The organism is Amycolatopsis sp. NPDC004625 (assembly GCF_040609695.1).
GTDB lineage: Bacteria > Actinomycetota > Actinomycetes > Mycobacteriales > Pseudonocardiaceae > Amycolatopsis.
Window position 1 is genome coordinate 45273 of sequence record NZ_JBEXKX010000025.1, and the last position, 20452, is coordinate 65724.

General features: G+C 70.5%; 20 protein-coding genes. 8 read left to right on the forward strand and 12 right to left on the reverse strand.

Features of this window, described 5'->3' with window-relative positions; all coding sequences use genetic code 11:
- Position 1 precedes the first annotated feature (1 nt).
- The 3 genes from ABZW17_RS26765 to ABZW17_RS26775 form a co-directional block, all read right to left on the reverse strand.
- The gene (locus ABZW17_RS26765; RefSeq protein WP_354819717.1) at positions 2–709 is read right to left on the reverse strand and encodes a zf-HC2 domain-containing protein; all 708 of its coding nucleotides are present in this window, start codon (positions 707–709) and stop codon (positions 2–4) included.
- Positions 706–1257 (reverse strand): sigma-70 family RNA polymerase sigma factor, encoded by a 552-nt coding sequence (locus ABZW17_RS26770; RefSeq protein ID WP_026469270.1) that lies wholly within the window; start codon positions 1255–1257, stop codon positions 706–708. The genes ABZW17_RS26765 and ABZW17_RS26770 overlap by 4 nt, the downstream gene beginning before the upstream one ends.
- 145 nt (positions 1258–1402) lie before the next feature.
- Positions 1403–1906, reverse strand: a complete 504-nt coding sequence (locus ABZW17_RS26775) for a hypothetical protein (RefSeq protein WP_354819720.1) — start codon at positions 1904–1906, stop codon at positions 1403–1405.
- A 224-nt stretch (positions 1907–2130) separates the two neighbouring features.
- On the opposite strand from ABZW17_RS26775, the gene ABZW17_RS26780 reads away from it, so the two are divergent.
- Positions 2131–2667, forward strand: coding sequence for a fibronectin type III domain-containing protein (locus ABZW17_RS26780; RefSeq protein ID WP_354819723.1), 537 nt, complete (start codon positions 2131–2133; stop codon positions 2665–2667).
- A 3-nt stretch (positions 2668–2670) separates the two neighbouring features.
- On the opposite strand, the gene uvrA is transcribed toward ABZW17_RS26780, so the two are convergent.
- Together uvrA and ABZW17_RS26790 are read right to left on the reverse strand one after the other, a co-directional pair.
- Positions 2671–5532, reverse strand: coding sequence for an excinuclease ABC subunit UvrA (gene uvrA, locus ABZW17_RS26785; protein ID WP_354819726.1), 2862 nt, complete (start codon positions 5530–5532; stop codon positions 2671–2673).
- A gap of 77 nt (positions 5533–5609) precedes the next feature.
- A complete protein-coding gene (locus tag ABZW17_RS26790; RefSeq protein ID WP_354819729.1) occupies positions 5610–6815 on the reverse strand; it encodes an acyltransferase in 1206 nt (401 codons plus the stop codon).
- 111 nt (positions 6816–6926) lie between these two features.
- Here ABZW17_RS26790 and ABZW17_RS26795 point away from each other — a divergent pair, with 111 nt between their 5' ends.
- The gene (locus ABZW17_RS26795; protein WP_354819732.1) at positions 6927–7604 is read left to right on the forward strand and encodes an MBL fold metallo-hydrolase; all 678 of its coding nucleotides are present in this window, start codon (positions 6927–6929) and stop codon (positions 7602–7604) included.
- A gap of 238 nt (positions 7605–7842) precedes the next feature.
- Here ABZW17_RS26795 and ABZW17_RS26800 read toward each other — a convergent pair whose 3' ends face one another.
- The 4 genes from ABZW17_RS26800 to ABZW17_RS26815 are packed head-to-tail and all read right to left on the reverse strand — an operon-like array spanning position 7843 to position 10184.
- The gene (locus tag ABZW17_RS26800; protein WP_354819735.1) at positions 7843–8181 is read right to left on the reverse strand and encodes a hypothetical protein; all 339 of its coding nucleotides are present in this window, start codon (positions 8179–8181) and stop codon (positions 7843–7845) included.
- Positions 8178–9395 (reverse strand): putative T7SS-secreted protein, encoded by a 1218-nt coding sequence (locus ABZW17_RS26805; protein ID WP_354819738.1) that lies wholly within the window; start codon positions 9393–9395, stop codon positions 8178–8180. The genes ABZW17_RS26800 and ABZW17_RS26805 overlap by 4 nt, the downstream gene beginning before the upstream one ends.
- The gene (locus ABZW17_RS26810; protein ID WP_354819741.1) at positions 9395–9736 is read right to left on the reverse strand and encodes a hypothetical protein; all 342 of its coding nucleotides are present in this window, start codon (positions 9734–9736) and stop codon (positions 9395–9397) included. Before ABZW17_RS26810 ends, ABZW17_RS26805 begins: the two co-directional genes overlap by 1 nt.
- A 34-nt stretch (positions 9737–9770) precedes the next feature.
- Positions 9771–10184, reverse strand: coding sequence for an SseB family protein (locus tag ABZW17_RS26815; RefSeq protein WP_354819744.1), 414 nt, complete (start codon positions 10182–10184; stop codon positions 9771–9773).
- 420 nt (positions 10185–10604) lie between these two features.
- On the opposite strand from ABZW17_RS26815, the gene ABZW17_RS26820 reads away from it, so the two are divergent.
- Positions 10605–11081, forward strand: coding sequence for a hypothetical protein (locus ABZW17_RS26820; RefSeq protein ID WP_354819747.1), 477 nt, complete (start codon positions 10605–10607; stop codon positions 11079–11081).
- A 15-nt stretch (positions 11082–11096) separates the two neighbouring features.
- Here ABZW17_RS26820 and ABZW17_RS26825 read toward each other — a convergent pair whose 3' ends face one another.
- From ABZW17_RS26825 to ABZW17_RS26835, 3 genes are all read right to left on the reverse strand, one after another.
- Positions 11097–11879 carry a DUF1684 domain-containing protein gene (locus ABZW17_RS26825; RefSeq protein WP_354819751.1) on the reverse strand — a complete coding sequence of 261 codons (783 nt, stop codon included), beginning with the start codon at positions 11877–11879 and terminating at the stop codon, positions 11097–11099.
- A gap of 82 nt (positions 11880–11961) precedes the next feature.
- Positions 11962–12891, reverse strand: a complete 930-nt coding sequence (locus tag ABZW17_RS26830) for a hypothetical protein (protein WP_354819754.1) — start codon at positions 12889–12891, stop codon at positions 11962–11964.
- A 389-nt stretch (positions 12892–13280) separates the two neighbouring features.
- Positions 13281–13985 carry a Crp/Fnr family transcriptional regulator gene (locus tag ABZW17_RS26835; protein ID WP_354819757.1) on the reverse strand — a complete coding sequence of 235 codons (705 nt, stop codon included), beginning with the start codon at positions 13983–13985 and terminating at the stop codon, positions 13281–13283.
- A 74-nt stretch (positions 13986–14059) separates the two neighbouring features.
- On the opposite strand from ABZW17_RS26835, the gene rnhA reads away from it, so the two are divergent.
- The 5 genes from rnhA to ABZW17_RS26860 all read left to right on the forward strand — a co-directional run bounded on the left by rnhA (position 14060) and on the right by ABZW17_RS26860 (position 20428).
- The gene (gene rnhA / locus ABZW17_RS26840) at positions 14060–14521 is read left to right on the forward strand and encodes a ribonuclease HI (RefSeq protein WP_354819760.1); all 462 of its coding nucleotides are present in this window, start codon (positions 14060–14062) and stop codon (positions 14519–14521) included.
- A 151-nt stretch (positions 14522–14672) separates the two neighbouring features.
- A complete protein-coding gene (locus ABZW17_RS26845) occupies positions 14673–15560 on the forward strand; it encodes a carbohydrate-binding protein (protein WP_354819763.1) in 888 nt (295 codons plus the stop codon).
- Positions 15561–15594: 34 nt separating this feature from the next.
- Positions 15595–15975: a YchJ family metal-binding protein gene (locus ABZW17_RS26850; protein WP_354819766.1), complete on the forward strand. Its 381-nt coding sequence runs from the start codon at positions 15595–15597 to the stop codon at positions 15973–15975.
- Positions 15976–15999: 24 nt separating this feature from the next.
- Positions 16000–17232, forward strand: a complete 1233-nt coding sequence (locus tag ABZW17_RS26855) for a hypothetical protein (protein ID WP_354819769.1) — start codon at positions 16000–16002, stop codon at positions 17230–17232.
- A 118-nt stretch (positions 17233–17350) separates the two neighbouring features.
- Entirely contained in the window at positions 17351–20428 is a 3078-nt protein-coding gene (locus ABZW17_RS26860) for a carbohydrate-binding protein (protein ID WP_354819772.1), read from the forward strand.
- The last annotated feature ends 24 nt before the right edge of the window (positions 20429–20452 follow it).

Here is a 20452-nt window from a genome sequence, read left to right on the forward strand (position 1 = left end):
GTCACACCTGGGCCGAGACCAGCTTCCGGCCGTCCACCGTGACGATGTCGACCGACTTCACGTCGTCGGGGGCGACCAGCGCCGACCCGTCGAGGTTGAACCCCTGGTTCTCCCACTTCTCCGAGACCTGCCAGCTGCCCGCGGTCACCGCCTGACCTTCCTTGGTGACCACCTGGAGCAGGCACTTCTCGCCGGCTTTGACGCCCTTGACGTTGACGTCCACCTTGACCCAGCCCTGGAACGGGGCCACCGCCGCGGCGAGCTGCACCCCGGTCGTCGGATCCCGCCCTTCGACGTTCTTCGTGCCGGGCACGTCCGTCTGCGGCGCCGCGATGGTGCCGTTGTCCGCGGCCGTCTGCCGCCCCACCAGCACGCCGCCGCCGAGCGCCGCGACCACCAGCACCGCCGCCGCGACCAGGGCGAGGCCCCGGCGGGACGAACGGGGCGGAGCCACCCGCCCTTCTTCGTCGCGCACCCGGCGCAGGGTCTTCTGCAGCAGCAGGTCCCCGCCCTCGGGCGGCCCGTCGAGGAACGCCTCGGGCGGTACCTCGTCGAGCGAGTCGCGCAGGGCCACGAGCTCGTTCAGGTCGAACCGGCACTGCGCGCAGGTCTGCAGGTGCCGCCGTTCGAAGTCGGCCGCTTCCGCGGGGTCGAGCGCGCCGAGGGCGTACGCGCCGAGCTGCGTGTGACTCTCGTCGACCGAGTTCATCGCGCCACCTCCGTTCCGCTCGATATCATCGCTGCTCTGAGTGCTCTGAGTGCGTAGTACGACCTTGATTTCACGGTACCGGGTGCGACGCCCAGTGTTCTCGCCGCTTCGGCCACCGTCCGTCCCCGGTAGTAGATCTCCACCAGGACCTCTCGATGCTCGTTGGACAACCCGTCCATCGCCCCGAGCACGGTCATCGAGTCGACCACGCCCTGGGCGTGGTCCCGCTCGACGGCCGGGGTCGGCACGCCTTCGGCCGGCTCGGCCACCTCCTGGGGCCGCGCCGCCCGGGCCCGGGCCCGGTCGGTGACCAGGTTGCGCGCGACGGTCAGCAACCAGCCGCGCACCGAGCCCTTCCCGTCGTTCTGCAGATCGTCCGCGTGCTTCCACGCTCGGACCAGCGTCTCCTGGACCACGTCCTCGGCCGCCGCCCGATCTCCGGTCAGCCTCGTCGCGTAGGCCAGCAGGCTTCGCCCGTGTTCGGCGTACAGCTGCCGAATCAGGTCTTCGCCTTTGGCCTTCTTAGGCCGCCTGCCTCCTATGGCCACCCTCGTCCTCCCGACGGTGTTCTGAGTCGGCGAGGACAGTACTGCAACCCTCAGCTCCACCGGCGGTGCGTGCGCCGAGCGCAGCGCGACCATGGTGTTCATCGGCTGCCCGTCCTTCCTCGTTCTGCCCGGAAACCGTCGTCTGTCAGGACCCGGCGCCGCCGGCCTTCCCGCCCGCGGTGATCTTGCTGCCGTCCGGCGCGATGGCGAACCACGTGCCGTTCGCGCCCTGGCCGTTCATGTCGCCCGCCGCCTTGTCGCCCGCGTACTCGTACAGCGGCCAGCCGTTGAGGGTGATCTGCTTGTTGCCGTCCTTGCGGGTCGCGGTGCCCACCTGGGTGTCCTGGATGCCCTTGAGCATCGGCGTGGCCACCCCGGCCAGCATCGGCAGCCAGGACTTCGTGCAGTCGCCGTCGCAGTTGGACGTCGGCGGCGAGGAGACGTCCTTGTCGAACCGGTAGAGCGTCTTGCCGTCGGCGTCGGTGACCACCGCGCCCACCCCGTTGATCGAGCCGACCTGCAGCATCTTGTGCCCCGGCTGGCCGTGTTGCGGCCCTTGGGCGCCGTCGGCCATGTCACCACAGGCGGACAACGAGGCGACGGCGACGAGCGCCAGGGCGCTGACGACCACCGGCCGGATACGGTTCATGACGTTCTCTCCTCGGTGAGGGCGGCACCGCCGTCCGGCGGACCTCGACACCTGGAGACACGGACGGTCGCGGGAAACGGTTCAGCCGGGTTTCGGGCCGTTCGGTGCCGGTTCGCGGGTGGATTGGTGCGTCCCGCTGATCGGCATGATCTTGTCGCCGTGCGGGCGCCTTCCTAAGCTGATCACGTCCGCACCGCCGCCCCCGCTCGTGCCGGGAGGCCGCCGTGCCCGTGAAACCCCTCGTCCTGGTGGCGCTGCTGGCCGCGGGCTGTTCCGCGGCCGCGCCCTCCTTCACGGCGACCCTGACCACGCCCACCGACGTCGTGCTGAGCTGGCCGGACGACGACGCCGGGCACCGCGTCGAGTACGCCAACGACCCGGCCGGCCCGTGGACGACGCTGCGGTTCCTGCCCGCCCACACGACGAGCTACCACCACCCGGACCTGATCCCGGAGACGCCGTTCTACTACCGGGAACAGCCGTTCACCGGGCCGGTCTCGACGGACCTGCACCCGGTGGTTTCGGGCGGCACGGTGACGTTCACCTGGGCCGACCGCTCGAGCGACGAAGCCGGGTTCCTGCTGGAGATCCGCCGCCCGGGCGCGCCGGACTTCGACCCGGTCGAGGTGACCGACCCGAACGTGACGACGTGCGCCCTTTCGCTGCTGCCCGGCGAGGAGAACTCGGCCTACCGGCTCCGGGCGCTGCACTACGGCCCGCTCTCCCCGGTGGTCCACCAGACCACCGGGAAGGAGCGGTAGCCGTCACTCCGCCGTGAGCACCGTCCGCAGGAACTCGCCGGTGTAGCTGGCCTCGACCCCGGCGACGTGCTCCGGCGTGCCCTCGGCGATCACCGTGCCGCCGCCCGAGCCGCCCTCGGGACCCATGTCGATGATCCAGTCGGAGGTCTTGATCACGTCGAGGTTGTGCTCGATCACGATCACCGAGTTGCCCTTGTCGACCAGGCCGTTGATGACGCCGATCAGCTTGTTGATGTCCTCGAAGTGCAGACCGGTCGTCGGCTCGTCGAGGATGTACACCGTCTTGCCGGTCGAGCGCTTCTGCAGCTCACTGGCCAGCTTGACGCGCTGGGCCTCGCCACCGGACAGCGTCGGCGCGGGCTGGCCGAGCCGGACGTAGCCGAGGCCGACGTCCACCAGCGTCTGCAGGTGGCGGTGGATGGCCTTGATCGGCTCGAAGAACTCCGCGGCCTCCTCGATGGGCATGTCGAGCACGTCCGAGACGGTCTTGCCCTTGTAGTGCACCTCGAGGGTCTCCCGGTTGTACCGGGCGCCCTTGCAGACCTCGCAGGGGACGTAGACGTCCGGGAGGAAGTTCATCTCGATCTTGATGGTGCCGTCGCCCGCGCACGCCTCGCAGCGGCCGCCCTTGACGTTGAACGAGAACCGGCCCTGCTGGTAGCCGCGGACCTTCGCCTCGGTGGTCGCGGCGAACAGCTTGCGCACGTGGTCCCAGACACCGGTGTAGGTGGCCGGGTTGGACCGCGGGGTCCGGCCGATCGGCGACTGGTCGACGCGCACCAGCTTGTCGACGTTGTTCAGGCCGTTCACGCGGGTGTGGCGGCCCGGCACCTGGCGGGCGCCGTTGAGCTTGTTCGCCAGCACCGTCGCGAGGATGTCGTTCACCAGCGTCGACTTGCCCGAGCCGGAGACGCCGGTGACCGAGACCAGGCAGCCGAGCGGGAAGGAGACGTCCAGGCCGCGCAGGTTGTGCTCGCGCGCGCCCACGACGGTCAGCTGCCGCTTCTTGTCGATCGGGCGCCGGATCGCCGGCACCTCGATCCGGCGCCGGCCGGAGAGGTACTGCCCGGTCAGGGAGTCCTTGCTCTTGAGCAGCTTCTTGTACGGTCCACTGTGGACGATGTGGCCGCCGTGCTCGCCCGCGCCCGGGCCGATGTCGACCACCCAGTCGCTGGAGCGGATGGTGTCCTCGTCGTGCTCGACGACGATCAGCGTGTTGCCGAGGTTCCGCAGCCGGGTCAGCGTCTCGATCAGGCGGTGGTTGTCGCGCTGGTGCAGGCCGATCGACGGCTCGTCCAGCACGTACAGCACGCCCACCAGACCCGAGCCGATCTGCGTCGCGAGCCGGATGCGCTGCGCTTCACCACCCGAAAGAGTGGCGGACGCGCGGTCGAGCGACAGGTACGTCAGGCCGACGTCGAGCAGGAAGCGCAGGCGGGCCTGGATTTCCTTGAGCACCGCGCCGGCGATCATCGACTCGCGCTGCCCCAGCTCCAGCTCGTCGAGGAACTGCGACGCCTCCGCGATGGACAGCGCGCAGACCTCGGCGATGGACATGTCGCCGCGGGTCTTGTGCGCCAGCGTGACGGCGAGGATCTCCGGCTTGAGGCGGGTGCCCTGGCAGGCCGGGCACGGCACCTCGCGCATGTAGCCCTCGTACCGCTCGCGCATGTACTCGGACTCGGTCTGCTCCTGGCGCCGCTCGAGGAACGGGATGACGCCCTCGAAGGCCGCGTAGTACGAGCGCTGGCGGCCGTAGCGGTTCTTGTAGCGGACGTGGACCTGCTCGTCGACGCCGTGCAGGACGGCCTTCTGGGCGCGCGCGGGCAGCCGCCGCCACGGCGTGTCCATCCGGAAGCCGATGGTCTCCGACAGCGACTCGAGCAGGCGGATGAAGTAGTCCGCGCTCTGGCCGCCCGACCACGGCGCGATCGCGCCCTCGCCCAGCGACAGCTCGTCGTCCGGGACCACCAGCTCCGGGTCGACCTCCTTGCGGATGCCGATGCCGGTGCACTCGGGGCAGGCGCCGTAGGGCGAGTTGAAGGAGAACGAGCGGGGCTCGAGGTCCTCGATGGCCAGCGGGTGGCCGTTCGGGCAGGCCAGGTTCTCGGAGAAGCCGCGGATCCGGTGCGGGTCGTTCTCCGGCAGGTCGACGAACTCGAGCTCGATCAGCCCGTCGGCCAGGCGCAGCGCCGTCTCGACCGAGTCGGTGAGCCGCTGGCGCGAGCTCGACTTGACGCTCAGGCGGTCGATGACCACGCCGATCTGGTGCTTTTCCTGCTTCTTCAGCTTCGGCGGGTCGGTGAGCGCGTGGACCGTGCCGTCGACGACCACGCGCGCGTAGCCCTGCTGCTGCAGGTTCTCGAACAGGTCGACGTACTCGCCCTTGCGGCCGCGCACCACCGGCGCGAGCACCTGGAAGCGGACGCCTTCGTCCATCTCCAGCACCTGGTCGACGATCTGCTGCGGGGTCTGCTTGCTGATCGCCTCGCCGCACTTGGGGCAGTGCGCCTTGCCGGCGCGGGCGTAGAGCAGCCGCAGGTAGTCGTAGACCTCGGTGATCGTGCCGACGGTGGAACGCGGGTTGCGCGAGGTGGACTTCTGGTCGATCGACACCGCGGGCGAGAGGCCCTCGATGAAGTCGACGTCCGGCTTGTCCATCTGCCCGAGGAACTGCCGGGCGTACGCCGAGAGCGACTCGACGTAGCGGCGCTGCCCCTCGGCGAAGATGGTGTCGAAGGCGAGGCTCGACTTCCCCGACCCGGACAGGCCGGTGAACACGATCAGGCTGTCGCGGGGCAGGTCGAGATCCACGCCGCGGAGGTTGTGCTCGCGGGCACCGCGAACAACGAGGCGATCAGCCACGCCAGGGTCCTCTCAATGTCTTCTTCAGCTGCGGTCGCCGACCCGGTTTCTTCCTGCACGGGTGGCCGCGATCCATGCTACGAGCCACCACCGACAAAAACCGGTTCCGCGTCCTTGACCTGCGGTTCTTCGGGCTTCCGGCGTCTGGTGAGCCACCGGTGGGCCGGGCGTTCGACCCCCGCGGTGACCGCCCAGCCGGCCAGCACGGCGGCGCCGACGACCGCGGGCAGCCGCAGCCAGCCGGGGAGGCCGAGGTCGAGCAGGGCACGGGCCAGGATGTAGCCCAGTTCCTGGTGCACCAGGTAAAGACCATACGAGATGCCCGCGAGCCAGGTGACGGCCGGGGCGATCCGCGCGAGACCGGGGAACCGCCAGTCCGGGCCGCGGGCGGCCACGCAGACCAGCACCAGGAGCACGGCGAACCCGATCGTGGACGGCCAGCGCTGCGCGTCCTGCGGCAGCGCGGCGTGGAACGGGAAGACCTGCAGGTCCTGCGCGGCCACGGCGGCGGTGGCGAAGAGGGCGATGTGCCACGTCTTCAGCCGGCGCTGCGCCCACAGCCAGATCGCGACGCCGATCGCGAAGACGTGCAGCCGGTGCAGGCCCAGGCCGTAGTAGAAGGTCTCGGTGACCGCGCTCGCCGTGCCCGGCGGGAAGACGAGGAACCGCAGCGCGAGCGGGACGAGGATCAAGGACCACAGCAGCGCGACGGTCAGCCGGTGGGTGCGCCACGACCGCGGCCACAGCAGGGCGGCGCCGGTGAAGGCGAGCAGCTGCACCGGCAGCGTCCAGTAGGAGCCGTCCAGGTAGTAGAACGTCTCCGAGCGGATGCCCCACTCCTGCACCATGCCGAGGTTGGCGAGCAGGTCCAGCCAGGTCGGGATGTACCACGGCGACGGGTCCGCCGGCGGCCCCTGGGGGACGCCGAAGAGGAACCCGGTGACGCCGGGCGGGTACGGCAGGCCGCTGAAGGAGATGGCCGCCCACCGCGTCACGACGTAGGTCAGCAGGACGGCGACCAGGTAGGCGGGCACGAGCCGGGCGACGCGGTTCCAGAGCCACCGGCGCGGGTGGCCCTTGCGGAGGCTGGCGCACACGAAGTAGGCGGAGATCACCAGCAGGATCGCGGCGCCGAACTGCGCTGTCACCCTGATGGGGTACCCCGTGAGTTCCGGGTGCAGCAGCGCACCCTGGTGGGTGACGTGCCCGAGCACGACGGCGAGGACGGCGACGACCCGGAGGAGGTCCCAGCTGATCCGGCGCGGCGTCGGGGAGGTGGGCACGGTCGTCCTGAGGTCGGGGCTGGCAGGGGGTCCCGATGAGCCTACGTGCCGGAGCGCGCGGGCGCTTGTGCGGGTGGAACCGGTTGGAGCGAAACGACTACCGTGTGCACGGTGAACATCGTGGAGACCTACACCGGGCACGTCGACCCGGGCGGCGACGCCGCCCGCCGCACCCTGGACGCGCTGACCATCACCAAGCTGTCCGTCGGCCCGATGGACAACAACGCGTACCTCCTGGTGTGCCGAGCGTCGAACGAAGCCATGCTGATCGACGCGGCGAACGACCCGGAGCGCATTTCCGACCTGATCGGCCACGGCCCGGACCGGCCGGCGCTTCGCACGGTCGTCACCACCCACCAGCACCAGGACCACTGGCAGGCGTTGGGCGCGGTGGCGGGAGCGAACGGCGCGAACACGGCGGCCCACCCGCTGGACGCCCCGCCCCTGCCGGTGCCACCGGACTTCCTGGTCGAGCACGGCGACACGCTGACGGTGGGACAGGTCACGTTGTCGGTGATCCACCTGCGGGGGCACACCCCGGGATCGATCGCCCTGCTGTACCGGGATCCGGCGGGGTATCCGCACCTGTTCACGGGGGATTCGCTGTTCCCTGGTGGGGTGGGGAAGACGTCGTCGCCGGCGAATTTTGCGTCGCTGTTGGACGATGTGGAGTCGCGGATCTTCGGGGAACTGCCGGACGAGACGTGGTTCTACCCGGGCCACGGAGACGATTCGACGCTGGGCGCGGAGCGTCCGAAGCTGACGGAGTGGCGCGAGCGCGGCTGGTGAACTGAAGGACCACCCGAACGGGGTCTGCCTCCTCCTGGGCGGCCCCGTTTGCCGGTGGAACGCGCACGGGGCCTTGACGGCCTCCGGAGGTCCGCGTGCGTCGTCTACGGCGCCGACTCCGCCTGCTCGACCACGTGCCAGGCGCCTGGCGGTGCGGCGTGAGCATCGAAGCGATCTCCTGGGCGCTGAACGCAGCTGGAATCCCACGCGAGCGACGGGACGCGTCGGAAACGTGGTTCTAGGTCGAAGGGTCGTGAATCCAGGCGACCTCGCCGGTCTCCGGCAGCCGCCCGAGGGCCTTGGTCTCGGCTGCGATGCGACGGAGGTGCTCCTCCTTCGTGCCAGACCAGGCCTTGAAGCCCGGGTCCCGCTCAATCAGGTCCCCGGGCACTGCTCCGCGGTCGATCAGGTCACCGATGACGGCAAGTGTCGCCGACGTCAACTCCTCGAACGTCGCCCCCTTGCCCGCGACAGCGCCGGCCACCGCGGTGACCGAGGACAGACCCACCCAATCTTCTCGCGCGTAGTCGAGCAGGTAGTCCAGATCGTCCTGGTAGGAGCTGTTCGACGTGCTCATCGGTGGCCTCCGTCATTCACGTGGAACCGCTTGACCGTGTCGAGGCCGTCTACCTTGTTGATGTCGATCGTGGGGCCTCCGGACTTGCTGAACGTTCGATAGGTCACTGTGGACGGCGGGTCTCCGCTGATCTCCCAGGTCTCGATTTTACCCTTGGGGGTATCGATGACCTTGTCCGGTTCTCCGAGCTTCGAGCGGACGTTGTCGAGCAATCCGTCGAGGTCCTGTTGAGACAGCATCCGTACGCCCTTGCTGTCCTCGACGCCGGGGATGTTCCCGTCCTTGCCGGATATGGCGTCCTGTACCGCCTTGGCACGATCGATGGGCGCCTTCGGGTGCACCGCCTCATCCGGCACATGGTCGCCTCCGACGTGCTCTCCCGTGCTGAGCAGACCCTTGGCGACTTTGCCCGCTCCGAAAAGAAGGAGGCCGCCGGTGATCTTGCCGAGCGCTCGGTCACCGTGGCCATTGGCCCAGTCGTCCCAAGCGACCATCTCCTTGAAGGTGTCCACCGGGTGGGCGATGTTGTGCGCCATCGCCGCGACTGTCTCGGCCGGGTCAGTAATGGCAGTCCAGAGGGCTTCACCAGCACCTGAAATCGTGTCCCGGATTCCGCCGAAGAAGTTGGCGTCTGCCTGCTTCCGAGAATCTTGCGGTGCAATCGTCGCTTCGACTCGCAGCGCCTCCGCACAGCGGTCACCCGCTCCCAGCAGTTGCTGCCGCGCCCTGGTCAAGGTATCTCGCGCTGCCTGCCGTTGGACCTCACCGGGATCGGAGAACGGTGGCGCCTGCACGACGGTGGGATCACCGCGCTCGGCATTCGACCGGGTTTGGGCCTGTGCATCGGACACAGCGCGATCGTGCGCCGTCTTGGCCTGCTGCGTCGTCGCGTCACCCTGCTGCCACAGGGCGATCGCCTCCGCCGCCTGGCCCTGCGCCCACGACAAGGTGTTCGCGTAGGCGGTCAACATCTGCGCTGCGTTGTCAAGCGAATCGCTTGCCTCGAGCCAGCGCGGCACCTCCGTCTGGTGATCTTCGTGGAACTTGTCCGAAGCCGGACCTTGCCAAGCACCGGTGTCGATCTTCTTCAGCGCCTCACCGACCGCTGAAGCCGCGTTCGCCCGCGCGTTCAACACCCGCGCGTTCTCGAACACCGTAGGAGGGTCGCCGGGGATCAACGCCTTCGGGTCGGTCGTCTGGCCGAGCTCTGACATCAGATGGCTCCGACAGCCGGCTCGTCCGGGGTGACTGCGTCCCAGCCGGGGTCCGACTTCAGGGTGTCAGCGTTGCTGTGCTCGACTGCGCGATAAGCCGCAGCCGCCTTGCCCAACAGGTCACCCAAATCACTGGCGCGGTCAGACAACGCATCCAGCCCGACGCTCCAACGGCCGCACAGCTCTGCAAGAGCGTCGTGAACGCCGTTGTGACCGTACAGCCCTGGTTCGCCGCACAACCCGCGCAGCTCAAAGGTGTCCTGGTCGTGCACGATGTCGCCCATGCTCTTCGACGCGCTCGCCAACACGTCGACGTCGACATGAAACCCTGGACCGTCCACCTCGTTCGCCTCCCCGTTTGCTGCGCCGCCCGCCTCAGGCTGTTGCCGATCCTTCTCGCCGTCTCCGCCCGCCGACTTGCGCCCACGCGCGTGCCACCACGTCCTGCGGCGCCACACGAGACAGAACCGGAAACCGATGCTCGTCGTCGGGATCAACCATCAGACCGATTCCAGGCGGAACCAGTTCCAGCAAATCGGCACCTGTCGTGGCGAAGTAGTCACACTCTCCTGCATGCAAGGCCAGGCGTTCCAAGGTCGAGAACACGACCAGCCACCGACCGCGCTCGCCGAGATCGGTCACAAGCAGCGTCGGCTGCTGCGGCCGCTGCGCATACACCATCGCACCGGCGAACGTGTCCATGAAGTCGCCTGGGCCTCGGCTGCCATCCCATACCTGCTGCGCAACGACCGCGAGCCCGACGTCGACCTCCCCGTTGTCACGATTCACACCCGGCACCATACTTGGCGTAATCGGGCGTCTCAAACGGCTGGACGCCGCGCAAGCCCTCAGAATTGGCCTATTCGCAGGTCAATGGGCAGATTCAGCTCGATGAGATGGGGACAGAGCCGGCCGTTCGCCATCAAGGATTTCGCAAGGCCGCAGACTAGCCGTGATTCCGACATTCTTGTCCATTACGAGGCGTCGCAGCGCTAGGCCGTACGCGCCCCTGGTTCCGCGCCTCTCGGGCTTCGGAGCGGTCGCGGCGACGCGGGCCCGGGACTTCCTCTGGCGGGGTGTCGTCGAGGACACGTTCGGAGCAGCCGGGTAACGATAGAGGACGCCCGGGCAACTTCCCGGACGAACCGGGCGTCCCCCACGAACCCAGCGCTGGGACTTCCACCGGTTCTCTCCGCCAGGAGGCCCACCATGTTCAAAACCAAGCTCGCCGCCGTCATCCTGCTTCTCGGCGCCGGCGGGATCGCCGCTACGCCCGCTCAAGCCGCCGCGCCTGTCATTCCCGCCATGACGAACATCCGGACCGGGCTCAACGCCGGGTTCGACCGGATCGTGCTCGATCTGAGCTCCGGGCCCGCGCCCGCCGTCAGCTACCAGCTCACCGACGAGCTCACCGCCGACCCCAGTGGCGAGGTCGTCTGGCTGACCGGGCAGTACTTCGTCAACGTCACCGCGACGCCCGCCGCCGCGCACGATGGCAACGGGAACCCGACCTACACCGGGCCGTCGAAGTTCCGGACGCGGAACCTCGCCAACGTCATGGCCGTTGCCGTCACCGGGGACTTCGAGGCGCACCTCTCGATCGGGCTCGGGGTGCGGTCGCGGACCGCGGTGAACGTCTTCACGCTCACCGCGCCCAACCGCGTCGTCATCGACGTCGCCCACTGAAGGCGGGCGGGGGAGTCACCCGCGCTCGTGCGGGATCTTCTCCCCCGCCTCGACCGCGAACGGCAGGTGGTTGCCCGCCGGCGGCAGCGGGCACGTCGCGAAGTCGGTGAACGCGCACGGCAGGTTGACCGCGCGGTTGAAGTCCAGCGTCACCGAGCCGTCCGCGGCCGGCGCTCCGACCGGCAGCGAGCGGTTGGCCGCGTACGTCGTCACGCCGCTCGTCCCGTCGGTGAACAGGATGCTGAAGCCGCCGTCCTTGCCGTTGAACGCCGTCAGCGTGTGCGACGCGCCGTCGCGGGAGAACCGGACCACGCCCGGGGCCGTGTAAACGTGGCTGAGCCCCTCCACCACCGCACCGACCGTCGTCGGCCGCGGCTCCTCGAACGGCTCGAACCGGCCGGACAGCACCCACGACGGCGACGGCTCGTACGCCGGGACGCCGTGGAACTCGCGCAGGACCTCGGCCTTCGGGTCGTGGACGCGGATCAGGTACCCCGAGCGCCGGGCCACCTCGATCTCGACGTCACCGGCCAGCACCCGGGTGCCCGCGCCGCTGTTGACCAGCTCGAACCGCCGGACGCCGGTGACCGGCTCGCCGTCGTGCAGCAGCGACGCGCCGGCCGGGTCCAGGTAGGCCGCGTCCGCGTCCTGCCACCAGCGGCCGGGGACGCCGGGGTACTCGCGCGCGGCGTCGGTCAGCCAGTCCAGCGACACCAGCGCCAGCCAGCCGTGCGGCTGCGCCAGGTCCGCCTCGCGCCCGGCCTTCCAGTCCTGCCACTCCTGGGTGAACGTGCTCATCGCGGCCCCTTCTCCGTCGGCTACGACGGTGCCAACCCGGCGTCCGCGCCGCTGTTCCGCGTCCCAGCATCCGGACGCCGGCTCAGTCGCCGAAGGACCACTGCAGCCCGTAGCTCAGCCCCTGGTGCAGGTCGTGGAACTCGAGGCCGACCTCGCCGACCCGGTTGACGGTCAGCGCGTCGCCCGAGTCGACGCCGTCGTCGACCACCCGGCCCGGCACGCCGTTGAGCCGCCACACCCGCGACGGCGGCGCCGCGCGGTCGAACCGGACCCGCACCGAGAACTCCTCGCAGCGGCGCAGCGGCGTCATGACGTAGTACGGCCGCAGGTCCGCCCGCTGCGGAGTGAACCGGATGCCGTACTCGTGCCGCTGGCCGAGCCGCAACGGGCTCGGCAGCCGCAGGACGAACTGGGCGTGGCTGGCCGAAACCGGGCGCGTTTCGACGACTTCGCCGCCGAACAGCGCGTCCGCGGTGATGCCCGGCGCCGGGCCGCCGCCCGGGCCGGCCGGCACGCTGAACGGCAGGACCAGCTCGTCCAGCTCGTCGGTCTCCGCGACGATCCGGCGCTCCTCCTGCAGGTCCGGCGGGGTGCGGTCGAGCCGGAGCATCGCCTTCATCGACTCGACGTACCAGCCGGCCAGCGGGTGCCGGTCACCGCGGGACGCGGGCGCGCCGAGCAGCTCGTCGAGCCGGCGGAACGCGAGGTCGATGCGGCGGCGGGCGGTGCGCGGGTCGCGGTCGAGCACGGTGGCGAGCCACGAGATCCGCCGGTCCAGGAACTCGCCGGCGGCCTCCTCGTGCAGGCCGAGCGCCGCCAGCGCGGCCAGCCGCAGGTCCGCCGGGAGCCGCCCGCACAGCTCGGTGAGCCGCAGCACCAGTTTGTGGCGCGCGGCCGCGGGCTGGTCGGCTTCGGTGATCGCGCAGGCCGCCCGCAGGCAGGGGCCGATCCGCTGGTGCAGGTCGGCTGCGTCGAGCCCGCGGCCGCGGCGCAGTTCGTTCAGCTCCCGCACGAACGGCAAGGTGTGCTCGTCCGTCGTTCCCACCCCTTTGCGTTCCCGGCGGAAGAAATGCTCACGCTACCAGGTGCCGGTTTTCGGGTAATCGTGCGCGAAATGCCCGGCCGACCGGCCCCCCACGAGCCGGCCGGCCGGGCTCCACCGCGGGTCAGCGGGTCCCGAAGATCAGGGCCCAGATCGAGTGGCTCTCCATCACACACACCTCCTCATGGCGGTACGGGCCGAGGCGGGAGCAATTCCGCAGCAACGGAATCCGGTCGTGGACGCGCACGACGGAGGCTCCCGGCCCGCTCGAAAAAGGAAAACCGGCCGGAAGGCATCCGATTCTTTTTTCCGGCCGGTTCCAGGATCGCCGGGCGGCGGGGTCCGTCAGAGGCCCGATGTCACCGGTCCTGTGTGCCGTTTGGCTCAGAACGCGCGAAGGCCCGCAGGACGCGGAGCTCGCGGATGAGGAACCGGCGCCGGCCGGTCTCGACGATCCCGCGCTCCCGCAGCACGCGCAGCGCCCGCGCGACGGTCCGCCGGGCCGCGCCGATCTGCGAGGCGACGTCCTCCTGCGACAGGGCGTCGATCACGACACCCTCCGGCACCGTGCGGCCGCGTTCCTCGGCCAGCCGGACCAGCACCACCGCGACCCGGCGGCTGACGTCGAAGGCCGCCGAGTCGACCCGGGCGGACTCGGCGTTGCGCAGCCGGGCCGCGACGGTCTTGATCGTCGCGATGGCGATCGACGGCCGCGCGTGCAGGACGTCGACGAACTCCGCCCCGGTCAGCTGGAAGACCGTGCAGGGCTCGATCGCACGCACCGACGCCGACCGCGGCCGCCCGGTGACGGCCGCGAGATCGCCCAGCACCTCGCCGGGGCCGCGCAGCCCGAAGAGCACCTCGCGGCCGTCCTCGACGATGGTGGAGACGCGCACCCAGCCGGAAACCAGCACGTGGACGTGGTCGGACGGGTCGCCCTCCATGAGCACGAAGTCGTTCTCGCGGAACCGCCGCCGGGTGCCGCGGGCGAGCAGGTAGTCGCGGTCTGCGTCGGCGAGGTAGGCCAGGAGCGGCCCCTCCGCGGTGTCGTCGTGCCCGTTCATGGCTCCCCTCCGGCATCCCACCGTAACCCGGCGTGGCGGCGTTCCGCGAGCGCGCCGACCGGTAGGGTCGCCGCGTGGACGTGGAGATCTACACCGACGGCGCGTGCAGCGGCAATCCCGGACCGGGCGGCTGGGGCGCGGTGCTGCGCTACGGCAAGCACGAGCGCGAGCTGTACGGCGGCGAAGCGACGCCGACGACGAACAACCGCATGGAGCTGACGGCGCCGATCCGCGCGCTGGAGAGCCTGACCCGGCCGTCGCAGGTGCGCGTGTACACGGACAGCACGTACGTCCGCAACGGGATCACGCAGTGGCTCCCCCGCTGGAAGAAGAACGGCTGGCGGACGGCGGCCCGCGAGCCGGTGAAGAACGCGGACCTCTGGCAGCGCCTCGACACGGCGGTCGGCGAGCACGAGGTCGAGTGGCTCTGGGTCAAGGGCCACGCGGGCCACCCGGAGAACGAGCGGGCGGACCGGCTCGCGGTGCGCGGGGCCCAGGAAGCGCGGCAGACCGGGGCCCCGGTCAACGCGGGTTAGCCGGCGCCCGGAATTCCGCTTTTCGCACCGGACCCGTTTTCCTCACCCGTCCGGCCGGTTGACCACGGGGCACCGCCGCCGATAATTTCCGGCTCGGTCCGCCGGGCGCGCTTTTCCGGTCGTTCTCCGCGGATTCGCCGGAGGAGAAATCGTGAGGAAACGCAGCTCCGCCGCGGCGGAACCGGGTGCCGACGCCGCGATGGGCACCGCCTCCGCGCTGGCGCACACCGCCCGGCAGCCGGGCTGGTCCGAATGGGAGGACCACGGCGGCACGCTGGTGTCCCCGCCGGCCGCCGCGTCGTGGGCGCCGGGGCGGCTCGACGTCTTCGTCCGCGCGTCGGACAACGCCTTGTACCACAAGGCATTCGACGGCGGCTGGGCCGATTGGGAACCCCTGGGCGGCCCGCTGGCCTCCGCCCCGGCCGCCGTCTCGTGGGGTGCCGGGCGCATCGACGTCTTCGCCGTCAACACCGACCACGTCCTGTGCCACACCGGGTTCGACGGCGGCTGGTCGGCGTGGCAGTCGCTCGGCGGCCACCTGACGTCGGCGCCGGCGGTTTCGTCGTGGGCACCGGGCCGGCTCGACGTCTTCGCGCGCGGCAACGACAACGCCGTGCACCACCGGTGGTTCGACGGCGGCTGGTCCGAATGGGAAAGCCTCGACGGTGTGGTCACTTCGTACCCGGCGGCCGTTTCCTGGGGTCCCGGCCGGATCGACCTGTTCGCCCGCGGGACCGACCACGTGTTGTACCACAAGGCTTTCACCGGATCCTGGTCGGCGTGGGAGCCCCTCTGCGGGCCGCTGACGGCGGGGGTGGGCGTCTCCTCCCGGGCCCCCGGCCGGCTCGACATGTTCGTCCGCGGCATCGACGGCACCCTGCGCCACAACCGGTTCGACGGCGACTGGTCCGGCTGGGAATCCCTGGGCGGGCTGCTGCTGCACCCGCTCGGCCCCGCCGCCGTTTCCTGGGGACCCGGGCGGATCGATGCTTTCATCACCGGCGCGGACGGCCGCCTTTACCACAAATGGCAGGGGTGATCCGGCGCTCCGCCCACCGTGGCACACTTTCCCGGTGCCTCCCGCCCCGTGCCCGTGCGGCCTCGCCGAGTCCTACGCCGCCTGCTGCGGCCGGTTCCACGACGGCGGCCTCACCGCGCCGACCGCCGAACTGCTGATGCGGTCGCGGTTCAGCGCCTTCGCCGTGGGCGACACCGCCTACCTGCTGCGCACCTGGCACCCGGACACCCGGCCGCGGCAGCTGCGGCTCGATCCCGGCCAGGAGTGGACGCGGCTGGAGGTCCTCGGCCGCTCCGGGGGCGGGCTGCTGCACAACGAAGGCACCGTCGAGTTCCGGGCGCACTACCGCCACCGGGGCCGCGAAGGCTTCCTCGAGGAGAACAGCCGCTTCCGCCGCGAGGACGGCCATTGGGTCTATCTCGACGCGCAGGCGTAGCCCTTCGTGCTAAACAGTGCGGCGATGGGAAAACTGACGCGCCGCGCCCGGGCCAAGGCGGACTACCTCGGCTTCCTCGGCGCCCGGGAGTGGCCGCTCGCCGCGTCCGGGCTGGGGGTCGCGCTCGGGGTCGTCACCATCCTGCCGAGCGCCGTCGGCGTGGTGCTGTCCGTCGTCGCGCTCGCGCTGGGCGTCGCCACCTTCACGCGGGACGTCCGGTTGCTGCGCCGCCGCTGGGCCGGGTTCGAGTTCACCACCATCGCCGCGCCCTTCCCGACCGCCGAGCTGCCGCCACCGCCCGCCTACCCGGAATCGCACTACCTCGCCGTGCCCGCCCGCGGGACGGCGCTGGTCAGCGCGGCCATCGACCGCGACCTGTGGACCGAACGGCACACGATCGACGTCGCCGAGGAGCCCTACCGGCTGCCCCCGGCGCTGAAGGCGACCGCGCCGCACGTACTGCCGCTGCGGGCGCGCGGGCGGCTGCTGTTCAACGGCCCGATCGTCGGCATGCGCGGCGACCCGCTGCCCGCCGCGGGCGCCCGCCCGGCGCCGATCCGGCTGCACCGGGCGCGGTTCTTCGACGCCGTCTGCTCGAACGAGCTCGGCGCGCTGCGCATCACGCGCGTGGACACCGGCGAAGAGTACGACCTGCGCAAGGCCGAGCTCACCGACACCGCCGGCGCGCTGCGGGAGCTGAGCAGCAGCTCGCTGGCCGACCTCGTCGGCGTCTCCACGGTCGCGTTCACCACCGACGGCAAGCTCGTCACCGTCCGGCAGTCGTCGCTCAACTCCGTCAGCGGCCTGCTGCTCGCGCCGTCGGGCAGCGGCTCGCTGGAACCCCGCGACCTGCGCACGCCCGACGGCGGCCGGCGCCGGCTGCTGCACGCCGCGGTCCGCGCCGGGATGGAACGCGAGCTGTGCGAGGAGAGCGGGCTCAAGCCCGCCGACGTCCGCGGGACGAAGGTGGCCGGGTTCGCGCGCTGGATGGAGCGCGGTGCCAAGCCGGAGTTCTTCGGCCTGACCGAGCTGGCGGTCGACAGCGCCGAGGTCACGCGCCGCCGCCCGGTCAGCGGCGAACGGCTCTACAGCGCCGGGCTGACGCTCTTCGACGTCGACCTGCCCGCGATCGGCGCCGCGCTGGCCGGCGGTGTCCCGCTCAGCGAGGCACTGCCGCCGCGGCTCTGGGAAGACGGTTCCCTGCCGCTCCTGCTGGCCCTGCGCGCCGCCGCGGCGTGGCAGGCGGCGCGGGTCTGACCGATTCGCCCCTGTTCCCCGGGTGACCGGACCGCTACCATCGTCCGCAATTGTTAGGAAAGTTCCCTAACGATGGTCCGCTGTCCCCCGCCGCCGTGGGTGCCTAGGAGGCGCGCTAGTGAGCTATCGGCAGAGAAGAACCCGGACCCTCCTCGCGGCGGCCTCGCTGGCCGTCGCGGTCAGCGGGGTCACCGTCGCGTCGGCCACCGGGCAGGAACCCGCGAGAGCGGTGGTCGCGGCCGCGGCCCCGGCCACCGCGGTCCCCGGCTTCCTGATCCAGACGTCGGCGCAGGTCAGCGACGACTCCGCGGTCTCCAAACCCGGCTACAACACGAGCGGCTGGTACCCGGTCGGGCCGCGTTCGACCGTCTACGCCGGCCTGCTGGCCAACGGCAAGTACGCCGACCCGTTCTACTCGACGAACATGAAGAACGTGCCGACCGCGGACTTCCAGGTCCCCTGGTGGTACCGCACCGACCTCACCGTCGCCGACACCACCCAGCGCACCTACCTCGACTTCAGCGGCGTGCTGTCGAAGGCCGACGTCTGGGTCAACGGGACGCGGATCGCCGACAAGACCCAGGTCACCGGCGCCTACACCCGCCACGACCTGGACATCACCGCGCAGGTCAAGGCGGGCACCAACAGCATCGCGTTCAAGGTCTACCCGAACGACCCGAACAAGGACCTGTCGATGGGCTGGATCGACTGGGCGCAGACCCCGCCGGACCAGAACATGGGCATCGTGCGGGACGTCCTCGTCCGGCGCAGCGGCCCGGTGGCGCTGCGCGGCGGCCACGTCGTCACGAAGCTGACCGGGACGTCGCACGCCGACCTCACGGTGAAGGCCGACGTCCGCAACGACTCCGCGGCGGCGGTGAGCACGACGGTGTCCGGCACGGTCGCGGGCAAGGCCATCACCCAGACGGTTTCCCTGGCGGCCAAGGAGAAGAAGACCGTCACGTTCGGCGTGGCCGGGATCGACAACCCGCAGGTCTGGTGGCCGGCCGGGATGGGCGGGCAGCCGCTCTACGACCTCGACCTGACCGCGAGCGTCGGCGGGACCGCGTCGGACACCTCGCACTCGAGCTTCGGCGTGCGCACGGTGACGGCGACCAAGAACTCCAGCGGCGGCCGGTCCTACACGATCAACGGGCGCCCGCTGCTGATCAAGGGCGGCGGCTACTCGCCGGACCTGTTCCTGCGCTGGAACGAGCAGTACGCGGCGGACAAGCTCGCCTACGTCAAGGACCTCGGCCTCAACACCGTGCGCCTGGAAGGTCACATCGAGCCGGACGAGTTCTTCGACCTCGCCGACCGGATGGGCGTGCTGACGCTGCCCGGCTGGGAGTGCTGCGACAAGTGGGAGGGCCAGGTCAACGGCAGCGAGAAGGGCGACCCCTGGACCGCCGCCGACTACCCGGTCGCGAAGGCGTCGATGACCGCGGAGGCCGAGCGGCTGCGCGACCACCCGAGCGTCATCTCCTTCCTGATCGGCAGTGACTTCGCCCCCGACGCGACGATCGAGAAGAACTACCTCGACGCGCTGTCCGCCGCGGACTGGGCGACGCCGGTGGTCCCGGCCGCGTCGGCGAAGTCGTCGCCGCAGCTGGGGTCGTCCGGGATGAAGATGAACGGGCCGTACGACTACGTCCCGCCGAACTACTGGTACGACAAGGCGCACAGCGATCTCGGCGGCGCATGGGGCTTCAACTCCGAGACCAGCGCCGGGCCGGACATCCCGACGATGGACACGCTCAAGCGGATGCTGTCGTCCGGTGAGCTGGACACGCTGTGGAAGAACCCGTCGGCCGCGCAGTACCACCGGTCGTCGTCCTCGACGTTCGCCAACCTGAAGCTCTTCGGCGACGCCCTGACCGGCCGTTACGGCAAGCCGGCGAGCCTGGACGACTTCGTCCGGAAGGCGCAGCTGGCGCAGTACGAGAACGTCCGCGCCGAGTTCGAGTCGCACTCGCGCAACTTCAGCGACAGCTCGAACCCGGCCACCGGGATCATCTACTGGATGCTCAACAGCGGCTGGACGTCGCTGCACTGGCAGCTGTTCGACGCCTACCTCGACCAGAACGGCTCGTACTTCGGGGCCAAGAAGGCGAACGAGCCGCTGCACATCCAGTACTCGTACGACACGAAGTCGGTCGTCGTCGTGAACCACAACCACGACGCGGCGTCGGGTCTGACCGCCCGCGTGCAGCTGTTCAACCTCGACGGCACGTCGAAGTTCGACCAGACGAAGGCCGTTTCGGTCGGCGGTGACGGCGCCAAGACGACGGCGCTGACCATCGGCTCGGTGAGCGGGCTGTCGACGACGTACCTGGCGAAGCTGGTGCTCACGGACTCCTCGGGCAAGGAGGTCAGCCGGAACGTGTACTGGCTGTCCACCAAGGCCGACACCCTGGACTGGGGCAACAGCGACTGGTACTACACGCCGACGACGTCGTACGCGGACCTGTCGGGGCTGACCTCGCTGGGCTCGGCCACGCTCGGGTCTTCGGCGACCTCGACGGCCAACGGCGACGGCACCACGACCACCAAGGTGACGCTGACGAACACCTCGTCCGGCAAGGTCCCGGCGTTCTTCGTCGACGCGCACGTGGTCGGAACGGCGGGCGCGCCGGTGCTGCCGGTGCGGTGGACCGACAACCAGGTCAGCCTCTGGCCCGGCGAGTCCACCACGCTGACGGCGACGTACCGGACCGCGGACCTCAAGGGCGCCAAGCCGTCCGTGCGGGTCGCGGGCTGGAACACCGGGACGAAGACCATCCCGGCGGACGGCACGGTCGACCCCGGGCCCGGTGACCCGGTGGACTACCAGGCCGAGGACGCGACGATCACCAACGGCGTCGCGGAGTCCAACCACGCCGGCTTCACCGGAACCGGGTTCGTCAACTACGACAACGCGGTCGGCAGCGCGGTGGAGTTCTCGGTGAACGCGGCCGCGGCGGGCCCCGCGAACGTCGTCCTGCGGTTCGCCAACGGCACCACGGCGAACCGGCCGATGGACATCACGGTGAACGGCCGCGATGGTGCGTCCGCCCTGGCGTTCGGCGGCACGGGCAACTGGGACACGTGGCAGACGGTCACGATCCCGGTCACCCTCACGGCGGGCACGAACAAGGTCAAGGCGACCGCGACGACCGCCAACGGCGGCCCGAACGTCGACAAGATCACCGTCTAGGGTCCGAGCCGGGGCGGTCCCGTA

What these genes read in the sequence shown, in the direction of transcription:
- ABZW17_RS26765 (WP_354819717.1), bottom strand. Translation starts at nt 709, where the DNA reads ATGAACTCGGTCGACGAGAGTCACACGCAGCTCGGCGCGTACGCCCTC.
- ABZW17_RS26825 (WP_354819751.1), bottom strand. Translation starts at nt 11,879, where the DNA reads ATGAGCACGTTCACCCAGGAGTGGCAGGACTGGAAGGCCGGGCGCGAG.
- ABZW17_RS26835 (WP_354819757.1), bottom strand. Translation starts at nt 13,985, where the DNA reads ATGAACGGGCACGACGACACCGCGGAGGGGCCGCTCCTGGCCTACCTC.
- ABZW17_RS26820 (WP_354819747.1), top strand. Translation starts at nt 10,605, where the DNA reads ATGTTCAAAACCAAGCTCGCCGCCGTCATCCTGCTTCTCGGCGCCGGC.
- ABZW17_RS26800 (WP_354819735.1), bottom strand. Translation starts at nt 8,181, where the DNA reads ATGAGCACGTCGAACAGCTCCTACCAGGACGATCTGGACTACCTGCTC.
- ABZW17_RS26805 (WP_354819738.1), bottom strand. Translation starts at nt 9,395, where the DNA reads ATGTCAGAGCTCGGCCAGACGACCGACCCGAAGGCGTTGATCCCCGGC.
- ABZW17_RS26855 (WP_354819769.1), top strand. Translation starts at nt 16,000, where the DNA reads ATGGGAAAACTGACGCGCCGCGCCCGGGCCAAGGCGGACTACCTCGGC.
- ABZW17_RS26775 (WP_354819720.1), bottom strand. Translation starts at nt 1,906, where the DNA reads ATGAACCGTATCCGGCCGGTGGTCGTCAGCGCCCTGGCGCTCGTCGCC.